This is a genomic window from Wenyingzhuangia gracilariae, assembly GCF_056387575.1.
The window spans coordinates 2,576,182-2,593,692 of record NZ_CM150748.1; the positions used below are offsets into that span (position 1 = coordinate 2,576,182).

Sequence of the window (17,511 nt, forward strand, 5' to 3'; positions counted from 1 at the left end):
CTTTCGTAAACATACAATCAAAGTAAAATCAAATGCATTTAAGTCCAAAAGAAATAGATAAGTTAATGCTCCACAATGCGGGGTTTTTAGCTCAAAAAAGGTACGCTAGAGGTATTTTGTTAAATTATCCAGAAACCATTGCCTTAATCTCAGCTCAATTATTAGAGTTTATAAGAGAAGGAGTTTCGGTGGTAGAATTAATGGATAGAGGTAAAAAAATTCTAGGTTGTGATGATGTAATGCCAGGAGTAGAAAAAATGATTCACGATGTGCAAATAGAAGGAACTTTTCCTGATGGAACCAAGTTGGTAACCGTACACGAACCTATTTGTGATGTGAATTTGAATAACGATTGGGCTTTGTATGGTTCTGGTTTGCAAAAAACAGGAACTAAAATAGCAATTGATAATGTAATAGATGACAATCCTGGAGCAATAAAAGTTGGAGAAGGAGTCATTTTATTAAACGAAAACAGAAAAACTATTGAGTTGCATGTGGTAAATACAGGAGACAGACCTATACAAGTAGGTTCTCATTATAATTTTATTGATGTAAATATAGTGTTGAAATTTGATAGGGAAGCAAGTATTGGTTACCGATTAAATATTCCTGCAGGAACGGCCATTCGTTTTGAACCAGGAGAAACCAAAAGTGTGGAATTGGTAGAAATTAGCGGAAGCAAAATTGTATACGGAGGAAATAACTTTGTAAATGGTTGTGTAGACAATGTTCCTGTAGCAACTATTATGGAACGAGTAAACAAACAAGCAAACTAAGAAATTATGGCAAAAGAAATTAGCAAGCAGGCTTATGCTGCAATGTTTGGAATTACCACAAATGACAAGTTAACCTTAGGAGATACAGGTTTAGAAATAGAGGTTGAAAAAGATTATACGGTCTACGGTGATGAGTGCAAATTTGGTGGAGGAAAAGTTTTAAGAGATGGAATGGGACAAGCTTCCAATGTCATTCGTAAAGATTGTTTAGATACCATTATTACCAATGCGCTAATTATAGATCATTCAGGAATTATAAAAGCAGATATCGGTATTAAAGACGGATATATTGTAGCTATTGGTAAAGGAGGAAATCCTCATATTATGCCCAATGTACATCCTGATATGATTGTTGGACCAAGTACAGAGGTGATTGCATCCGAAGGGTTAATTGTAACCGCTGGTGGAATTGATGCACACATCCATTACATCTGTCCGCAACAAATAGAAGAAGCTTTGGCTTCTGGAGTTACCACTTTTATTGGTGGAGGAACAGGACCTGCAACAGGAACCAATGCAACTACATGTACACCTGGGGCTTTTCATATAGAATTTATGTTAAAAGCTACGGATGAATTTCCGATGAACTTTGGTTTTCTAGGAAAAGGAAATACATCACACCCAGAAGCAATTGTAGAACAGATTAAAGCAGGTGCTTGTGGATTAAAATTACACGAAGATTGGGGATCTACTCCAGCAGCGATAGACAATTGTTTGTCTGTTGCAGAAGAAATGGATGTTCAGGTGTGTATCCATACAGATACGCTAAACGAAAGTGGATTTGTAGAAGCTTCTAAAGATGCTTTTAAAGGAAGAACCATTCATACCTATCATACCGAAGGTGCAGGAGGTGGTCATGCTCCAGATATTATTATGCTGTGTGGAGAGGAAAATGTATTGCCATCTTCAACCAATCCAACAAGGCCATTTACAATCAATACCATTGATGAGCATTTAGATATGTTAATGGTTTGTCATCACTTAGATAAAAATATTCCAGAAGATGTGGCTTTTGCAGAAAGTAGAATTCGTGAAGAGACCATTGCATCCGAAGATATTTTACACGATTTAGGAGCACTTTCTATTGTTTCTTCAGACTCCCAAGCCATGGGAAGAGTGGGAGAAGTAATTTGTAGAACTTGGCAAACAGCCTCTAAAATGAAAGAACAAAGAGGTAGATTAGAAACCGATTCAGAAAACGATAATTTAAGAGTCAAAAGATATATTTCTAAATACACCATCAACCCAGCTATTGCTCACGGAATTTCACACATAGTAGGTTCTGTTGAGGTTGGAAAATTGGCAGATTTGGTATTGTGGAAACCTCAGTTTTTTGGAGCTAAAACCGAAATTATTGTCAAAGGAGGAACTATTGTACAAGCTCAAATGGGAGATGCCAATGCATCAATCCCAACACCTGGTCCATTGTATTCTAGACCTATGTTTGGTGCAAAAGGAAATGCAGTTGGGCAAACTTCTTTTGTAATGGTAGCCAATAGTGCTGTAGAAACCGTTGAGAATTACAATATTTCTAAAAAAGTTGTAGCTATAAAAAATTGTAGAAATATTGGGAAAAAAGACATGAAACATAATGATTGTATTCCAAATATTTTTGTAGATCCAGAAACGTATAAAGTAACGGTAGATGGTCGTCATTTAACTTGTGAACCAGCAACTAAAGTTCCTTTGGCACAATTGTATAATTTGTTTTAATGGAAAAAAATAACAACTATCATTTGTATCAAATTTTACATTTTGCAGATTCGGCTTTTCCTATTGGGGGATTTGCATATTCTAACGGAATGGAATATGCCGTGAAATCTCAAATCATCAATACCGTAGAGGAATTAATACAGTATTTAAAGTCATATATAGATCAAATGTATGCGTTTGATTTGGCTTTTGTAAAACAAGCATGTACTGTTAAAACCTTTGAGGAATTAGAATTGCTATCTGACGATTACAATGTCATGTTGTTAAATCCTGCCTTAAAAAAAGCAGGAATGGTATTGGGTAAAAACTGGTTGTCTATATTGGTAAATTTGTTTGAGGTGCCTAATTTAGAATGGTACAAAAAAATAGATACAGATTTTCATATTGTATTTGCAGCATCTTTAGGGAGTTTGGGTTTTTCGGCTCAAGAAATCTGTGAGTTGTTTGTGTTTATGAATGTGAGAGATCAATTAAGTGTGGTGGTGAGATTAGGTACATTGGGACCCACAAAATCACATCAAATACAAAAAGAATTATTAAGTTATGTGGCTACAGAATACAACATGTCTTCTATTCCAGAAGTAAAAAATGCTTGCAAGAATGCGTACATGTTAGAATTGTGTCAGTTGTCACATCAATATTTATATACAAAACTATTTCAAAATTAATTTTATGAAAATTTACGAAGAGATTTTACATCACAAAGAAACTTGGGAGAATCCTGGTTTTTTTTCTAACAGAGAATTGCAGGTAGAAAATAGAGATTTTAAAAAAAGAGCTTTTACCGTGGGGATTGGTGGACCTGTAGGAACAGGAAAAACAGCATTGTTGCTTAAAATTTGTCAGATGTTGTCTGATAAAATGAAGATAGCAGCCGTTACCAATGATATTTTTACCAAAGAGGATGCTGAGTTTTTAACAAGAAACAAAGCTTTAGAAGCGGATAAAATTGTTGGGGTAGAAACAGGTGGATGTCCACATGCTGCTATTAGAGAGGATGTTTCTGGAAATTTAAATGCTTTAGAGGAGTTGATGGCTAAGTTTCCTGATACAGAAATTTTGTTTGTAGAAAGTGGAGGGGATAATCTAGCGGCTCACTTTAGTAGAGAATTGGTCGATTTTTCTATTTATGTAATTGATGTTTCTGGAGGTGATAAAATTCCTAGAAAAGGAGGGCCAGGAATTACACAAGCAGATTTATTAGTGATTAATAAAATTGATATTGCAGAATTGGTACATGCAGATTTAAATGTAATGGATAGAGATTCTAAAAAAATGCGTGGAGATGGACCTTTTGTGTTTGCAAAAGCTTACGAAGGATATAATGTAGATGTGATTATAGATCACGTTTTACATGCAAGAAAACATGCTTTAGAAGATTAGCATAAAGAATTTTCATGATAAAGGGGAGAACTGTAAGGGTTCTCCCTTTTTGTTTGTTACAGTCCTAAAAAAATGATGGAAATTCCACAAGTTAATAAGGTAACTCCTACCAATATGTTGCTGTATTTGTGTATATTTTTAAAAGGAATTTTTACCGTTAAAAAAGACAAAGGCAATACCACTGCTAACATAGTTAATAAGGTGGCAATGCTAAAGGTAACAGAAACCAATAAAATAGCAGTGCTGTTTTCATGAGCAGCAGGATACATCAGCATTGGAATTAATACTTCGCAAGGACCAAAAACAAAAATTAAAAATAAAGACCAAGGAGATATTTTTCTATCGCTGTTTTTTCGAGTTAAAAATTTAGGCAATTTATGTGTGTGTGGTTTCTGATGTGTGATCCTTTTTATGATTCCAAAAATTAGATATAGGGCTCCAATAATAATAAATAACCAACCAGCAATATCTCCTCGCTGACTTTCTAAAAATTCAATTTTAGACAATCCAACTCCAAAAATAATTCCAATAATTCCAATAAGAATAGAGCTAGAAACGTGTCCTAATCCACACATAAGTGTCACAGAAGATGTTTTTTTTAAAGTCCATCCTTTAGATTTTGCCATCACTACAAAAGGAACGTAATGATCGGGTCCTGTAAGGGTGTGTATAACACCAATAGAAATGGCTGTGCTTAGTAGTATTTGTAATTCGGGAGTAATCATGCTTTAATATTTTCTTTCGTATGGGTTAAAGTTTAGTTGTTCTTTGTCTAAAAAAATGGTTCCAATTTCTTTCACAAATTTCCAGAGGATTAAGGTTTCTGTAGCCGAGGCTCTAAGAATGTGTAAATTGGGACTTATAGTATCTGCTGATACTACAAAAGTTGGTTGAGGTTTACTTTCTGTATCTAACCATTTTTCTACAATATGTTTGCAATGGTTTAGTACAGTCAAAGCTCTTTCTGTATTTCCTATTAGGTATAAATTTATAAACGTAGTATGATTGGCTAATATTCCGGGTGAACTACAGTTGTTTTTTTTAGGACTTAAAGAAAATTTATCTAAAAGAATTCTTTTACCATTGTAAACAACTTCTGCTTCAGAATAAAAATAATCAAACTCTAAGTTTTCGTTGCTTTTTACTCTTCCTACGCTTACCCAATCTAACAACACAAAACTACTTTCATTAGCTAAGTTGCATGTTAAATATTGTTTTAAATTGCTATCTTTTTGCAAAACCAAAGGATCATTTAGCATAAAAAAACGAGCATTGTCTTTTATGTTTATTTCTTGATGAATGGCACAGGTTCTTCCGTCTTCCGATTTGTAAACCCTATTGTTTGCTTGCGATGTTAATACACAGGTAGTATTTGTATTTGCTTCAATATTTATTTTTACATGATCTCCTTGTACAAAGCCTCCACCGTAATTAGTAGTAGTTAAATGGCAATGGGTTTTGTGAGATTTTGGGGTTAGTATTTTAATCGGTTTCTGATTGCGAATGGTAGTCGCTTTGGTAGTTCCTTGTATGTTTTTAAGTACAATTTGGGTGCAATCATTCATTATACGTACGTAATTTTGTCCAAATATAAAGAATACCAAGTAGTGTATACCTGTTTTTTAGCAGATTCTATCCTTCAAAACGCATTGAATATTGGTTTTTACTTAAGTATATTTGCTAAGTAACGATTACTCCATAAAATGAAATCTACTTCTTTTGATGAAAGTCAGCAAACACCCAATAGTACCTTAAAACAATACCATGTTTTGTATGTGGCTGCGTTGTCTGTAATAGCTATTATCACCATTATTAGTCAGGTGTTAATTCAGAAACACTTAGACAATCAAATTCACGATTCTCATTTAATTAACTATGCTTCTAGGTTGCGAACCAATTCTCAAACCTTGGCAAAATTAAGTCTAAAGTTAGAAAAAAGAGAGGAGTTAAGAACCACAAGTAAAGATTTTGAGACCACTCTTATGCAGTGGCAAAATACACACGAAAGTTTATTGTCTGGAAACGAGTTTTTGAGTTTGCCCAAAAACAAGAACATGGATATGTTTGAGTTGTACAGAATTATAGATCGTCCGTACAGAAGTATTTTAAATGCAGCATATAAAGTACGTGAGTTGATGAAGGAAGGAAACATAGAAGATGTTACTGTTATAAAACCCTATATAGACATTATTTTAGAAAACGAAAATTCTTATTTGCTAGGAATGGAAATGATTGTTTTTGATTATGATAGAATTTCTAGAATTAATATTAGAGAATTAAAAAACATAGAATATACACTGTTAACAATTGTATTGATTATGTTAATGTTAGAGGCCGTTTTTATTTTTATTCCTTTGGCTAAAAAAATAAAAGTTAGTTTTAGTGGTTTGATTGAATCTGAAAAGAAAGCCAAAAAATTAGCTACAGCTTTAAAAGAAAATAACAAAATTTTAGAACAATCTCATAACGAATTAAGAGAGGTGGATTTTGCTTTAGAAAAAGCTTCGTATTTGGTAAAAATAGATGCCGAAGGAAAAATTATGTATGCCAATGATAAATACTGTCACGTAACCAAATACAATATGAATCAGTTGTTAGGAAAACCCATTTTTTACAACAATATGGGGGGCGATGAAAGTATTATTTACAAACACATAAAATCACAAGAAGTAAGAAAAGAGGTTTGGCAAGGAGAAATATTTGATCATGCTTCTGACGGATCTGGTTTTTGGTTAGATGTTACCGTAATGCCAGTAATTAATAAAAAAGGAGAAGTACATCAGTTTTTAGTTATTGGGTTTGATATTACACTTAGAAAAAAAACAGAAGAAGAATTACGTTTGTTAAGTGAAGAAAAACTAAGAAGACAAAAAATAATTCAGAAAGTAAGAAACATATCTACCATAACAGGTCAGGAAAAAGAACGCAAAAGAGTAGCTGCAGAAATACACGATGGAATTGGTCAAATGTTAACTTCTTTACGAATTCAGGTAGAGTTTTTAGAGGAAAAAAATCCTGAAAACGTTCAAGAAATTGCCGTATTGTATCAGTTAATTCATGCCATTGTAAACGAAACTCGCAGAATTTGTTTTGAATTGCAGCCTAATGTTTTAGAAGATTTTGGCTTAAAAGCTGCACTGTCTGACTTGATAAAAAACATCAGAAAAAACACAGGAAATAATATTGTATACGAAGATCATTACGATGTTCAAGAAAAATCTCCAGAAAGAGATATTGCCATTTATAGAATTGTACAAGAAACCTTAAACAATGCAGTTAAACATGCCAAGGCCGATGAAATTAAAGTGTTTATAGAATCGGATGCAGAATTTATAACCTTACAAATTAAAGACAATGGTTTAGGGTTTAATTACAATAGCACTCATATATTTGAGGCCAAGAACAATACACACGGACTTCGTAATATTAAAGAAAGAGCAGAATTGTTAAACGCTAAATTGTCTATCAATTCTGAGTTGGAAAAAGGAACTGAAATTAAAGTAGAAATTCCTATTGATAAATCTTTAGATTTAGAGGAATAGCATTAAAAAGAATCTTTATGAAAGTAAAAAAAATTATGTTGGTTGATGATCATGAAATTTTTCGTCATGGTGTTAAACAATTGATAGATAGTGAAAACGATATGGAAGTGGTAGCACAAGCTAGTAACGGTTATGAAGCCATTGTAAAATACGATCAATATCAGCCCGATATTGTGTTGATGGATATTTCTATGCCACAATATAGTGGCTTAGATGCTTCTCAAGAACTGTTCAGAAAAAACAGTGATGTAAAAATATTGTTCTTGTCTTTGTATGATAGAAATGATTATATTTTAAAAGCGGTAAATATGGGAGCTCACGGTTATATTTTAAAAGATGAATCTAACAAAGATTTTTTAAAAGCGATTCGAAAAGTATCGGAAGGAAAGCTTTATTTTTCGGGAGATACAAGTAATATTATCATTAATAGTTTTAGAAAAGATACGAATGGAGATGTAAATTCGGCTACGGTAGAAGTAGAAAAAGGGTTTAGATTGTCTAAAAGAGAAACTCAAATTCTAGAGCAAATAGCAGAAGGTTTAAGCAATAAAGATTTATCGGAACTATTTAAGTTGAGTATTAGAACCATTGAATCTCATCGTTTAAATATTATGAGAAAACTGAGAGTAAAAAGTATAGAGCAAGCTGTTTTGGTGGCAAAATCAGAACAGTTGATTGTTGTAAAAGAATAATAGTTACATATTTAGTGTTTAAGGTCTGTTGTATAAAAGCAACAGACCTTTTTTGTTTTAAAAATTTAGTTTTATAGGGTTGATTTCTACTTTAGAACTAACAGAATATTTCTTATATTTAAGTAAATCCAATTTTAACAAACATGATTTCTAAAAAAGTAAATTCTGTAACAGAAGCATTAACAGGTGTTGCCAATGGCATGACTCTGTTGGTAGGTGGTTTTGGTTTGTGTGGTATTCCAGAAAATGCCATTGCAGAATTGGTTCGTTTAAATGTGCAGCAATTAACCTGTGTGTCTAACAACGCAGGGGTTGATGATTTTGGCTTGGGCTTGTTGTTAAAAAAGCATCAAATAAAAAAAATGGTTTCTTCTTATGTAGGAGAAAATCAGGAGTTTGAAAGACAAATGCTAAACAATGAAATTGAAGTAGAATTAATTCCGCAAGGAACTTTAGCAGAAAGATGTAGGTCTGCTAAAGTTGGAATTCCAGCGTTTTTTACACCTGCTGGAGTGGGAACAGAAGTGGCTCAAGGCAAAGAAGTTCGAGAATTTAACGGAAAACAATATTTGTTAGAATATGCGGTAAAAGCCGATTTTGCTTTGATAAAAGCATGGAAAGGTGATGAGGCTGGAAATATTATATTTAAAGGAACAGCACGTAATTTTAATCAAGCCATGTGTGGAGCTGCCAAAGTAAATGTGGTAGAGGTAGAGGAGTTGGTTCCTGTAGGAACTTTAAATCCTAACGAAATTCATGTGCCTGGAGTTTTTGTGCAAAGAATTTTCCAAGGAGAGAAATATGAAAAACGAATTGAAAAATTAACCATATCAGAATAACATGTTAAGCAAAGAACAAATAGCACAGCGTATATCCAAAGAGTTGCAAGATGGTTTTTATGTGAATTTAGGAATTGGAATTCCTACGTTGGTGGCTAACTATGTTCCAAATGGAATTAATGTAGAATTCCAAAGTGAAAATGGAGTGTTGGGTATGGGGCCTTTTCCTACTAAAGAAGCAGTAGATGCTGATTTGATTAATGCAGGAAAACAAACCATTACAACATTGCCTGGAGCTTCTTTTTTTGATTCGGAATTAAGTTTTGGGATGATAAGAGGGCAACATATAGATTTGACCGTTTTGGGTGCGATGGAAGTTTCCCAAAACGGAGATATTGCCAATTGGAAAATTCCGGGTAAAATGGTAAAAGGTATGGGTGGAGCTATGGATTTGGTAGCTAGTGCAGAAAATATTGTTGTTGCTATGATGCATACCAACAGAGCAGGTGAGTCTAAATTGTTAAAGCAATGTAGTTTGCCGTTAACAGGAATTAATTGTGTAAAAACAATTGTAACCAATTTAGGATTGTTAACTGTAGAGAATGGAAAATTTTTGTTAAAAGAAACCGCACCAGAAGTAGGTGTAGAATATATTAAAAGCGTTACAGAAGGTGATTTAGTAGTTTCTCCCGATTGTAAAGAAATGGAGTTGTAAATGCTTTTTAATGAGACACGAGTTTTAAACCTATAATTGAGCTAATAAGTGTTATTATAAAAAAGATTCTCCAAAAAGTAACAGGTTCGTTAAAAACAAAAATACCCATACACACAGTTCCAACAGCACCAATACCTGTCCACACAGCATAGGCTGTTCCAATAGGTAAATTTTGGGTAGCTTTTATTAGTAACAACATACTAATAGTTAAACAAATTAAAAACCCCAAATACCAAAAGTAAACATTATTGCCAACTGCGCTTTTAGCCTTGCTTAAACAACTAGCAAAAGCTACTTCAAACAAACCAGCAATAATAATTAATAGCCAATTCATATTTTTGTTTTTGTAGGGAGTTAAATAATTTTCTTAATTACTCTAAGTTTGTGTGTGTGTCTTTTGGTGTCTACATTGTAAATTCCCAAATGGTCCAAACGGTCAATTCTTACTTTTCCGTGAGCGTGAATAATGTAGTTGTCGGCCATCATAATTCCTACGTGAATAATGTTTCCTTCTTCGTTATCAAAAAAAGCTAAATCCCCAGGTTCACTTTCTTCTATAAAACTTAAAACATCACCTTGTGTAGCTTGGTCTTTGGCATCTCTTTTTAAAGGATATCCGTTTAATTTGTATACCAATTGTGTCAATCCAGAACAATCTATACCTAAAGGAGATTTACCTCCCCATAAATAAGGAGTGTTTAAAAATTGTAAGGCGGTAGTAACTAAGTTTTCTTTGGCTTGTTTGCCTGTAAATATAGTTCCCTCTATAGCGTATTTAATTTCGCCAATATTAAAATTTTGATGTTTGTATAAAGGCAAGTGTGAACCGATTAAGACATGTGTAAGTAAATGGTTCTGATCTTCGGCAAAGTTGATTAAATCGTTTGATAGATACAAAGGTAGTTCTGTTAAGGTTTTATAATCCTCTTCAGGAATTAACAAAAACTGTTTGTTGTCAACCCATCCTTCGTAGTTGTCAAAAGCCAAACGAATTTTACTCCATTTGTTTCTAATTTCTAAAACTTTAAAGTGTTCACCTAGTAGTACTTGAGAAACCATTTCAGAAACATCTGTAGGTTCTAATCTTAAAGGAACAATACTAAGGTTACAAATACCGTAATCCATTATAAATTTACTAGGCTATCAAATATTTTTAATAATCATGGCAGTAGCACCACCACCACCGTTGCAAATAGCAGCAAGTCCATATTGTGCTTGCTGTTGTTTTAAAATATTTATCAAAGAAACAACAATTCTTGCACCTGAGCAACCTAGAGGATGACCAAGTGATACTGCACCTCCATTTTTATTTATTTTATGCATTGGAATTTTTAGTTGTTGCGCATTGGCTAAGCCTACTACAGAAAAAGCTTCGTTTAACTCAAAATAATCAATGTCTTTAAGGTCTATGTTTGCCTTTTTTAAAACAGAAGGAATGGCTAAGGCAGGTGCTGTGGTAAATAATTCTGGTTGAGTTGCAGCATCTTCATAGGCAATAATTTCTGCCAAAGGAGTAAGGTTAAGTATGTTGGCTTTTTCTTCGGACATTAGTAACAAAGCAGCAGCCCCATCGTTTAAGGTAGATGCGTTCGCAGCTGTTACTGTTCCGTTTTTTGAAAACACGGGTTTTAGCAAAGGAAATTTTTCGGGTTTAAAATTTAAAAACTCCTCGTCTTCACATATTGTAGTTTCGTTTCCTCTTCGATCTCTAACAATTACAGGAGTAATTTCGTTTTTAAATTTTCCGTCTTTGTTTGCAGCTATTGATTTTGTGTAGGATTGAATGGCAAAATTGTCTTGTTCTTCTCTAGAAATTGAATGTGTTGTTGCGCATAAATCGGCACAAACTCCCATGTGTTGTTGGTCGTAAACGTTGGTCAATCCATCTTTTAAAAGACCATCTTCTAAAGTTCTATGTCCTAATTTTTGCCCGTTTCTTTCGTTTATGTAATGAGGAACTAGAGACATGTTTTCCATTCCACCCACCAAAACAATTTCACGATCTCCTGCTTTAATAGCTTGTGCTCCCATGGTAATAGCTTTCATTCCAGAAGCACACACTTTGTTAATAGTTGTACACGGTGTATTGTGGTTTAAATTTGCATATATACCCGCTTGTCTAGCAGGTGCTTGTCCTATACCCGCTTGCAAAACATTTCCTAAGTAAATTTCTTCAATTAAGTTTGATGGAATTTTAGTTTCATTAAGAATTCCTTGAATAGCCGTAGCTGCAAGTTTTGGAGCAGGTACAGAGGCTAAACTTCCCATAAAACTTCCTATAGGAGTTCTTTTAGCAGCAACAATCACAATTTTTTTAGGCATACTTTAATCAAATTAAGAGTACATTAATTTACAAAAATTAATTGTTTATTTTTGAGTAATATCAAAATCACTTAATGAAAAATATCATTAACCGTATCTACCAAAATCAATCCACTATTTATAAAATATTTTTATTTGTAATGGTGGTATTTTCTATTGTGTATTTTTTTCCTAAAGGAGGAAAATTTAAATACGAATTTCAAAAAGGAAAACCATGGCAATATGAGAATTTACTAGCTCCTTTTGATTTTGCTATTCAAAAAACAGATGAAGAAATTGCCAAAGAAAAACAAGAGCTGATAAAAGAATCTAATTTATACTACGAATATAAAGAAGATGTTGTGTTGTCGGTTAAACAAAAATTTAGAGATTATTATAGCCAAGCCATACAAGAAAAAGGATTGGTAGATAATTTTAAAACACAAATATACAAAGCAACTGCTGTAGATTTAATTGATTTTATTTATGATAAAGGATTTGTAGATACTGGGGTTAAAGAAGGAATTTCTTCGGATAGAATTATTTTAATCAGAAAACAACAAGAGGTGACTAAAATTCCTTTTGGTCAAATGATTACATCAGATGAAATTTTGCCCTTAATGAATACAACATTAAAAAATCAGGTAGATTATACTTATAAAAGAATTATAACCAATATTTTATCTGAAGTGCTAGTGCCCAATGTGTTTTATGATGAGGTATATACACAAAAAGATTTAAAAGAATTGTTAGCCTCTATTTCTTATACCAAAGGAAAAGTGTCTACCAAAGAGTTAATTATAGCTAGAGGAGATATTGTAGAAGGAAAAAAATTAGAAGTCTTAAACTCTTTAAAGGAAGAGTACAAGTCTCAAATATGGACTAAAAAAAATTATAGATGGATTTTAACAGGCTATATTATATTAGTGTCATTAGCTATGGGAATGCTAATGCTATTTTTGTATTTAGATAGAAAAGAAATTTTTGAAAACAACACACAAGTAACATTTATCTTTTTAAATGTACTGTTAATGGTGTTTTTAGAAACCTTAATTATAAAGCAACAAACAGAATATTTGTATGTGGTACCTGTTTGTATTTTACCTATTGTAATGAAAGCGTTTTTTGATGCTCGTGTAGCTATGTTTTCTTATTTACTAATGGTAATTATGTTAGGTTTTGTGGTTCCTAACAGTTTTGAATACATCTATTTACAAACCATTGCAGGTTTTGTGACCATTTTAACGGTATCAGATATTCATAAAAGAGGAAATTTATTTATTTCGGTAATTAAAATCACCTTAGTCTATATGTTAACGTATTTAGCATTTTATATTATACACGAAGGTGGTATTAGTCAAATTAAGAGTCGTTATTTTGTGTTGTTTGCATTAAACGGAGTGTTGTCTTTCTTATCAGTCTTTTTAATATGGTTGTATGAAAAATTATTTGGGTTGGTGTCAGATATTACTTTGTTAGAATTATCAAACACCAACAGCTTGTTGTTGAGAGAGCTAAATGAAAAAGCTCCCGGAACGTTTCAGCATTCTATGCAAGTAGCTAATTTGGCCGAAGCAGCAGCAAACGAAATAAACGCCAATGTAATGTTGGTAAGAACGGGGGCTCTGTATCATGATATAGGTAAAATATTAAACCCATTTTATTTTACAGAAAATCAATCAACAAGTGTAAACCCACACAATGAATTGTCTCCTAAAGATAGTGCTAAAATTATTATAGGTCATACTATAGAAGGAATAGAGTTGGCTAAAAAATATAGATTACCAGATAGAATTATAGATTTTATTAGAACACACCATGGAACTAGTTTGGTGTATTATTTCTATAAAAAAGAAATGGAAATGAATCCAGAACATGTAAATCAAGAAGATTTTAGATACCCTGGACCCATTCCTTTTTCTAAAGAAACATGCATTTTAATGATGTGTGATGCTGCCGAGGCAGCCTCTAAAAGTTTGTCAGAACCTACAGCAACAGCTATTGATGAATTGATAGAACGTATTGTAGAAAAACAAAAATCAGAAGGACAATTCTTAAATGCAAATATTACGTTAAAAGAAATAGAAAGTGTTAAAAAAGTGATTAAGAAAAAGCTTAAAAACATCTATCACGTAAGAATTGAATATCCAGAGTAAAAAAAATAAAAAAAAGGTTGCAAGAATTTAACTTATCTTATATATTTGCACTCGCTAAACGAAGTGGTAGAATACTTTGGGAGAGGTGCCAGAGTGGTAATGGAGCAGATTGCTAATCTGTCGACGGGTAACCGTCGCCAGGGTTCGAATCCCTGTCTCTCCGCATTTATAGATGACTATTCGGGGTGTAGCGTAGCCCGGTCATCGCGCCTCGTTTGGGACGAGGAGGTCGCAGGTTCGAATCCTGCCACCCCGACAAAAATGTTTTCGTAGAAACAAAAAAACTACGGGCTCTTAGCTCAGCTGGATAGAGCACCTCCCTTCTAAGGAGGCGGTCGAAGGTTCGAATCCTTCAGGGCTCACGAAAAACCTTACTATTTATTTAGTAAGGTTTTTTTGTTTTTAAAAATATCGCAACTTTAATAAAATATAATTATTTGTTAATTAAGTAGAATTTAGAGTAGTTTTTAAATAATACTTTCACCAAAAAATACAATTATATGTTAGCAAAGGCAGCCATAGCAAAAGGTGATGGAAAATTTTCTATAGAAGAAATTGAAGTAAAGAATCCGGTAGGAGATGAGGTTTTAGTTAAAATTTTAGCAGCTGGACTTTGCCATACAGATCATGATTCTTTACATTGGGGAAGAACAATTATTTTAGGACATGAAGGTGCTGGTGTTGTAGAAGCTGTTGGAGAAAATGTAAAATCAGTAAAACCAGGTGATAAAGTTATTTTAAACTGGGCTATTCCTTGTGGTACTTGCTTTCAGTGTCAAGAACAAAATCAACATATTTGTGAAAACAATTCTCCTGTGGTTGCAGGCGATAGTTTACCAGATGGAGAAGTGTCTGAAGGGCATGCAAGGTTAGAGAGCACTTTGTATAATGGAAAAGGAATAGAGCGTTCTTTTAATATAGGAACTTTGTCTACACATACGGTTGTTAAAGAGCAAGCCGTTGTTAAGTACGGTACAGAAATACCATTTAGTTCTGCTTCTATTATTGGTTGTGGAGTAATGACGGGTTATGGTTCAGCGGTAAATACTGCAAAAATAAAACCAGGGTCTACAGTAGTTGTTATTGGAAATGGAGGGGTAGGACTGAATGTAATTCAGGGAGCAAGAATATCTGGAGCTGCAAAAATAATTGCAATAGATCCGAATCCTACTCGTTTAGAAATGGCAAAACAGTTTGGAGCAACCCATACAATTCAAGCAGATAAAAACGATAAAAATTTACAAAATGCAACTCGTCAAGTAAAAGAAATTACGGGCAATGGTGGTGCAGATTATGCTTTTGAATGTACTGCCATTCCAGCATTAGGGGCAGCTCCTTTGGCTATGATAAGAAATGCAGGAACCGCTGTACAAGTTAGCGGTATTGAAGAAGAGGTAACTATTGATATGCAGTTGTTTGAATGGGATAAAATTTACATCAACCCATTGTATGGAAAATGTAGACCACAAATAGATTTTCCAATTCTTTTAAATTTGTACGAAAAAGGGGATTTGTTGTTAGACGAAATGGTAACAAATACCTATAAGTTTGAAAATTTAGAACAAGCATTTAAAGATATGTTAGCTGGTAAAAATGCCAAAGGTGTAATTGTTTTTGATTCTTAAATACCTATGTCAAAGTTTAGAACCACAGAGCTATCAGATACACAATTTGAATCTAATAATTTAAGATACATTACCGTTAAAAGTAAAAACTTAAAAGGAAGAGGAGATCTTAGTGTTTTTGTACCTACAGATAAAGAAGATTATAAAGATTTGCCAATTGTTGTTTTGTTACATGGTGTTTACGGAAGCCATTGGATTTGGTCTCAAAAAACAGGAATTCATTTAAAAATGAAAGAATGGATTGAATCTGGTGAAATTAAACCTATGATTGTGGTAATGCCATCTGATGGTTTGTGGGGAGATGGAAGTGCTTATGTACCACATTACACAGGTGTAGACTTTGAAAAATGGATTGTAGAAGATGTCATTAATGCTACGGTTGAATTAATTCCCCAAGCTTCAGAAAAATCTAAATTGTTTATTTCAGGTTTGTCTATGGGAGGTTTTGGAGCTTTAAGAATAGGTTTAAAACATTGCAATAAATTTACTGGAGTTTCTGGTTTGTCTTCTATTACCCATATAAAAGAGATGGAATTGTTTGTAGAAGAAAGTTTAGAGTATTACAAACAAAACACAGAGGAAAATAATTCTGTTTTACAAACGGCTTTACAGAATAAAGACCGTTTGCCTGCATTTAGATTTGATTGTGGTGTAGATGATGAATTGATAGATGGGAATAGAAAATTGCATGAAGAGCTAACCAAACAAGGAATTTCACATATTTATAAAGAAAACCCAGGAAAACACGAATGGATATACTGGGAAACCCATATTAAGGAAACCATTTTGTTTTTTAACAATTTGCTATAAGGTTAATGATGAATTTCACGACTGTTTTTTCTAAATTTAAAAGGCGATTCTCCTACTATTTTTTTAAACTGTTTGTTAAAGTAAGGAACAGAATTGTAACCACATTCGTAGCCAATTTCTTTAATAGCCATATCTGTATTTGTTAAGAATCTTTTAGAAAAATCTATTCTAATATGATTCAAATAATCAGAAAAAATCATTTGAGTTTCATTTTTAAAATATCTGCAGAAAGAAGGTAAAGTCATATTGGCCATTTCTGCACATGTTTTAATATCTATATTTTGGTTGTAGTTTTCCATTAAATACTCATGAATTTTTAACATTCGATGAGATTTAAATTGAAAATTTTCATTTAAATAATCTTCAGATGCTAAAATGCTATAGTCACTAATGCTAACCAAATTTAGAATTTTTAAAAGCTTTATTAACTGATTAAATGCATTCTCTTTAGGCATTTCTTCTAGCAAAGAAATGATTTGATTTTTGTACTGCCCTTCAATTTTTAGACCTCTAGAAGATAGTCGCAGTATTTTTCGAACCCCTTTTAATTCGGGAATATTCACAAAACTAGATCCAAAAATATTTTTTTTAAACTGAACGTAAATCGATTCACAAAATTTGTTAGGATGCTCTTCTAAATAATTTTTGTCTGTAATCCAAGCATGTGGTAAAAAGCTACCTAATAAAACCAAATCACCCACTTCAAATTTTTCTCCATGATCTCCCACCAAACGAGTTCCTGCTCCTTCTTTAATTAATAAAAGTTCATATTCTGGATGGTAGTGCCAATTTCCGTTAAAATATTGTTGTTTGTAGACTCCTGTATAAAATGAAGCATGTTCTTTTTTTTCTATTTTTTCTAGAGAAACAACAATTTTTTTAGAATTAGAATCCATATTTGTAATGATAATAATGTTTTGGTTCGTGCTAATATAGTTAAATATATAGATTGGTTAAAATTATAAGCTATGCAAAAAAAGCTTCTCGATTAAAAGAAGCTTTTTTACTTGTTGGTAGCT

Annotated in this window: 17 protein-coding genes and 3 tRNA genes; 14 read left to right on the forward strand and 6 right to left on the reverse strand. The window is 32.9% G+C overall.

Features of this window, described 5'->3' with window-relative positions; all coding sequences use genetic code 11:
* Positions 1-32: 32 nt before the first annotated feature.
* From ureA to ureG, 4 genes are read left to right on the forward strand one after another with little or no spacing between them, the layout of a single operon-like run.
* A complete protein-coding gene (gene ureA / locus ACY2IJ_RS11230; RefSeq protein WP_476724462.1) occupies positions 33-776 on the forward strand; it encodes an urease subunit gamma in 744 nt (247 codons plus the stop codon).
* Positions 777-782: 6 nt separating this feature from the next.
* On the forward strand, positions 783-2,489 hold the full coding sequence (ureC, locus tag ACY2IJ_RS11235; RefSeq protein WP_476724463.1) for an urease subunit alpha: 1,707 nt from the start codon (positions 783-785) through the stop codon (positions 2,487-2,489).
* Positions 2,489-3,157, forward strand: coding sequence for an urease accessory protein UreF (locus ACY2IJ_RS11240; protein WP_476724464.1), 669 nt, complete (start codon positions 2,489-2,491; stop codon positions 3,155-3,157). The genes ureC and ACY2IJ_RS11240 overlap by 1 nt, the downstream gene beginning before the upstream one ends.
* Positions 3,158-3,161: 4 nt before the next feature.
* Complete coding sequence (gene ureG / locus ACY2IJ_RS11245; RefSeq protein ID WP_476724465.1) at positions 3,162-3,872, forward strand: urease accessory protein UreG; 711 nt, start codon at positions 3,162-3,164, stop codon at positions 3,870-3,872.
* A gap of 56 nt (positions 3,873-3,928) precedes the next feature.
* Here ureG and ACY2IJ_RS11250 read toward each other — a convergent pair whose 3' ends face one another.
* The gene (locus ACY2IJ_RS11250) at positions 3,929-4,597 is read right to left on the reverse strand and encodes an urease accessory protein UreH domain-containing protein (RefSeq protein ID WP_476724466.1); all 669 of its coding nucleotides are present in this window, start codon (positions 4,595-4,597) and stop codon (positions 3,929-3,931) included.
* Between the two features lie 3 nt (positions 4,598-4,600).
* Complete coding sequence (locus ACY2IJ_RS11255; protein WP_476724467.1) at positions 4,601-5,437, reverse strand: urease accessory protein UreD; 837 nt, start codon at positions 5,435-5,437, stop codon at positions 4,601-4,603.
* A 138-nt stretch (positions 5,438-5,575) separates the two neighbouring features.
* On the opposite strand from ACY2IJ_RS11255, the gene ACY2IJ_RS11260 reads away from it, so the two are divergent.
* The 4 genes from ACY2IJ_RS11260 to ACY2IJ_RS11275 all read left to right on the forward strand — a co-directional run bounded on the left by ACY2IJ_RS11260 (position 5,576) and on the right by ACY2IJ_RS11275 (position 9,600).
* Positions 5,576-7,414, forward strand: coding sequence for a sensor histidine kinase (locus tag ACY2IJ_RS11260; protein ID WP_476724468.1), 1,839 nt, complete (start codon positions 5,576-5,578; stop codon positions 7,412-7,414).
* A gap of 17 nt (positions 7,415-7,431) precedes the next feature.
* Positions 7,432-8,106: a response regulator gene (locus tag ACY2IJ_RS11265; RefSeq protein WP_476724469.1), complete on the forward strand. Its 675-nt coding sequence runs from the start codon at positions 7,432-7,434 to the stop codon at positions 8,104-8,106.
* Between the two features lie 143 nt (positions 8,107-8,249).
* The gene (locus ACY2IJ_RS11270; protein ID WP_476724470.1) at positions 8,250-8,945 is read left to right on the forward strand and encodes a CoA transferase subunit A; all 696 of its coding nucleotides are present in this window, start codon (positions 8,250-8,252) and stop codon (positions 8,943-8,945) included.
* Position 8,946: 1 nt separating this feature from the next.
* Positions 8,947-9,600, forward strand: a complete 654-nt coding sequence (locus tag ACY2IJ_RS11275) for a 3-oxoacid CoA-transferase subunit B (RefSeq protein WP_476724471.1) — start codon at positions 8,947-8,949, stop codon at positions 9,598-9,600.
* Positions 9,601-9,607: 7 nt separating this feature from the next.
* Here the strand turns inward: ACY2IJ_RS11275 and ACY2IJ_RS11280 are convergent, their stop codons facing one another.
* The 3 genes from ACY2IJ_RS11280 to ACY2IJ_RS11290 are packed head-to-tail and all read right to left on the reverse strand — an operon-like array spanning position 9,608 to position 11,922.
* Positions 9,608-9,934, reverse strand: a complete 327-nt coding sequence (locus ACY2IJ_RS11280; RefSeq protein ID WP_476724472.1) for a DMT family transporter — start codon at positions 9,932-9,934, stop codon at positions 9,608-9,610.
* Positions 9,935-9,954: 20 nt separating this feature from the next.
* Positions 9,955-10,725 (reverse strand): C40 family peptidase, encoded by a 771-nt coding sequence (locus ACY2IJ_RS11285; RefSeq protein WP_476724473.1) that lies wholly within the window; start codon positions 10,723-10,725, stop codon positions 9,955-9,957.
* An 18-nt stretch (positions 10,726-10,743) separates the two neighbouring features.
* The gene (locus ACY2IJ_RS11290) at positions 10,744-11,922 is read right to left on the reverse strand and encodes an acetyl-CoA C-acyltransferase (protein WP_476724474.1); all 1,179 of its coding nucleotides are present in this window, start codon (positions 11,920-11,922) and stop codon (positions 10,744-10,746) included.
* Positions 11,923-11,996: 74 nt separating this feature from the next.
* Here ACY2IJ_RS11290 and ACY2IJ_RS11295 point away from each other — a divergent pair, with 74 nt between their 5' ends.
* From ACY2IJ_RS11295 to ACY2IJ_RS11320, 6 genes are all read left to right on the forward strand, one after another.
* Positions 11,997-14,057: an HD family phosphohydrolase gene (locus ACY2IJ_RS11295; protein WP_476724475.1), complete on the forward strand. Its 2,061-nt coding sequence runs from the start codon at positions 11,997-11,999 to the stop codon at positions 14,055-14,057.
* Between the two features lie 79 nt (positions 14,058-14,136).
* Positions 14,137-14,220: transfer RNA gene (locus ACY2IJ_RS11300), tRNA-Ser, on the forward strand.
* Positions 14,221-14,238: 18 nt separating this feature from the next.
* Positions 14,239-14,313: transfer RNA gene (locus ACY2IJ_RS11305), tRNA-Pro, on the forward strand.
* Between the two features lie 32 nt (positions 14,314-14,345).
* A tRNA-Arg gene (locus ACY2IJ_RS11310) sits at positions 14,346-14,419 on the forward strand.
* Between the two features lie 138 nt (positions 14,420-14,557).
* Complete coding sequence (locus ACY2IJ_RS11315) at positions 14,558-15,682, forward strand: Zn-dependent alcohol dehydrogenase (protein ID WP_476724476.1); 1,125 nt, start codon at positions 14,558-14,560, stop codon at positions 15,680-15,682.
* Between the two features lie 6 nt (positions 15,683-15,688).
* On the forward strand, positions 15,689-16,492 hold the full coding sequence (locus ACY2IJ_RS11320; protein WP_476724477.1) for an alpha/beta hydrolase: 804 nt from the start codon (positions 15,689-15,691) through the stop codon (positions 16,490-16,492).
* 2 nt (positions 16,493-16,494) lie between these two features.
* Here ACY2IJ_RS11320 and ACY2IJ_RS11325 read toward each other — a convergent pair whose 3' ends face one another.
* Positions 16,495-17,388 carry an AraC family transcriptional regulator gene (locus tag ACY2IJ_RS11325; RefSeq protein WP_476724478.1) on the reverse strand — a complete coding sequence of 298 codons (894 nt, stop codon included), beginning with the start codon at positions 17,386-17,388 and terminating at the stop codon, positions 16,495-16,497.
* Positions 17,389-17,511: the final 123 nt, after the last annotated feature.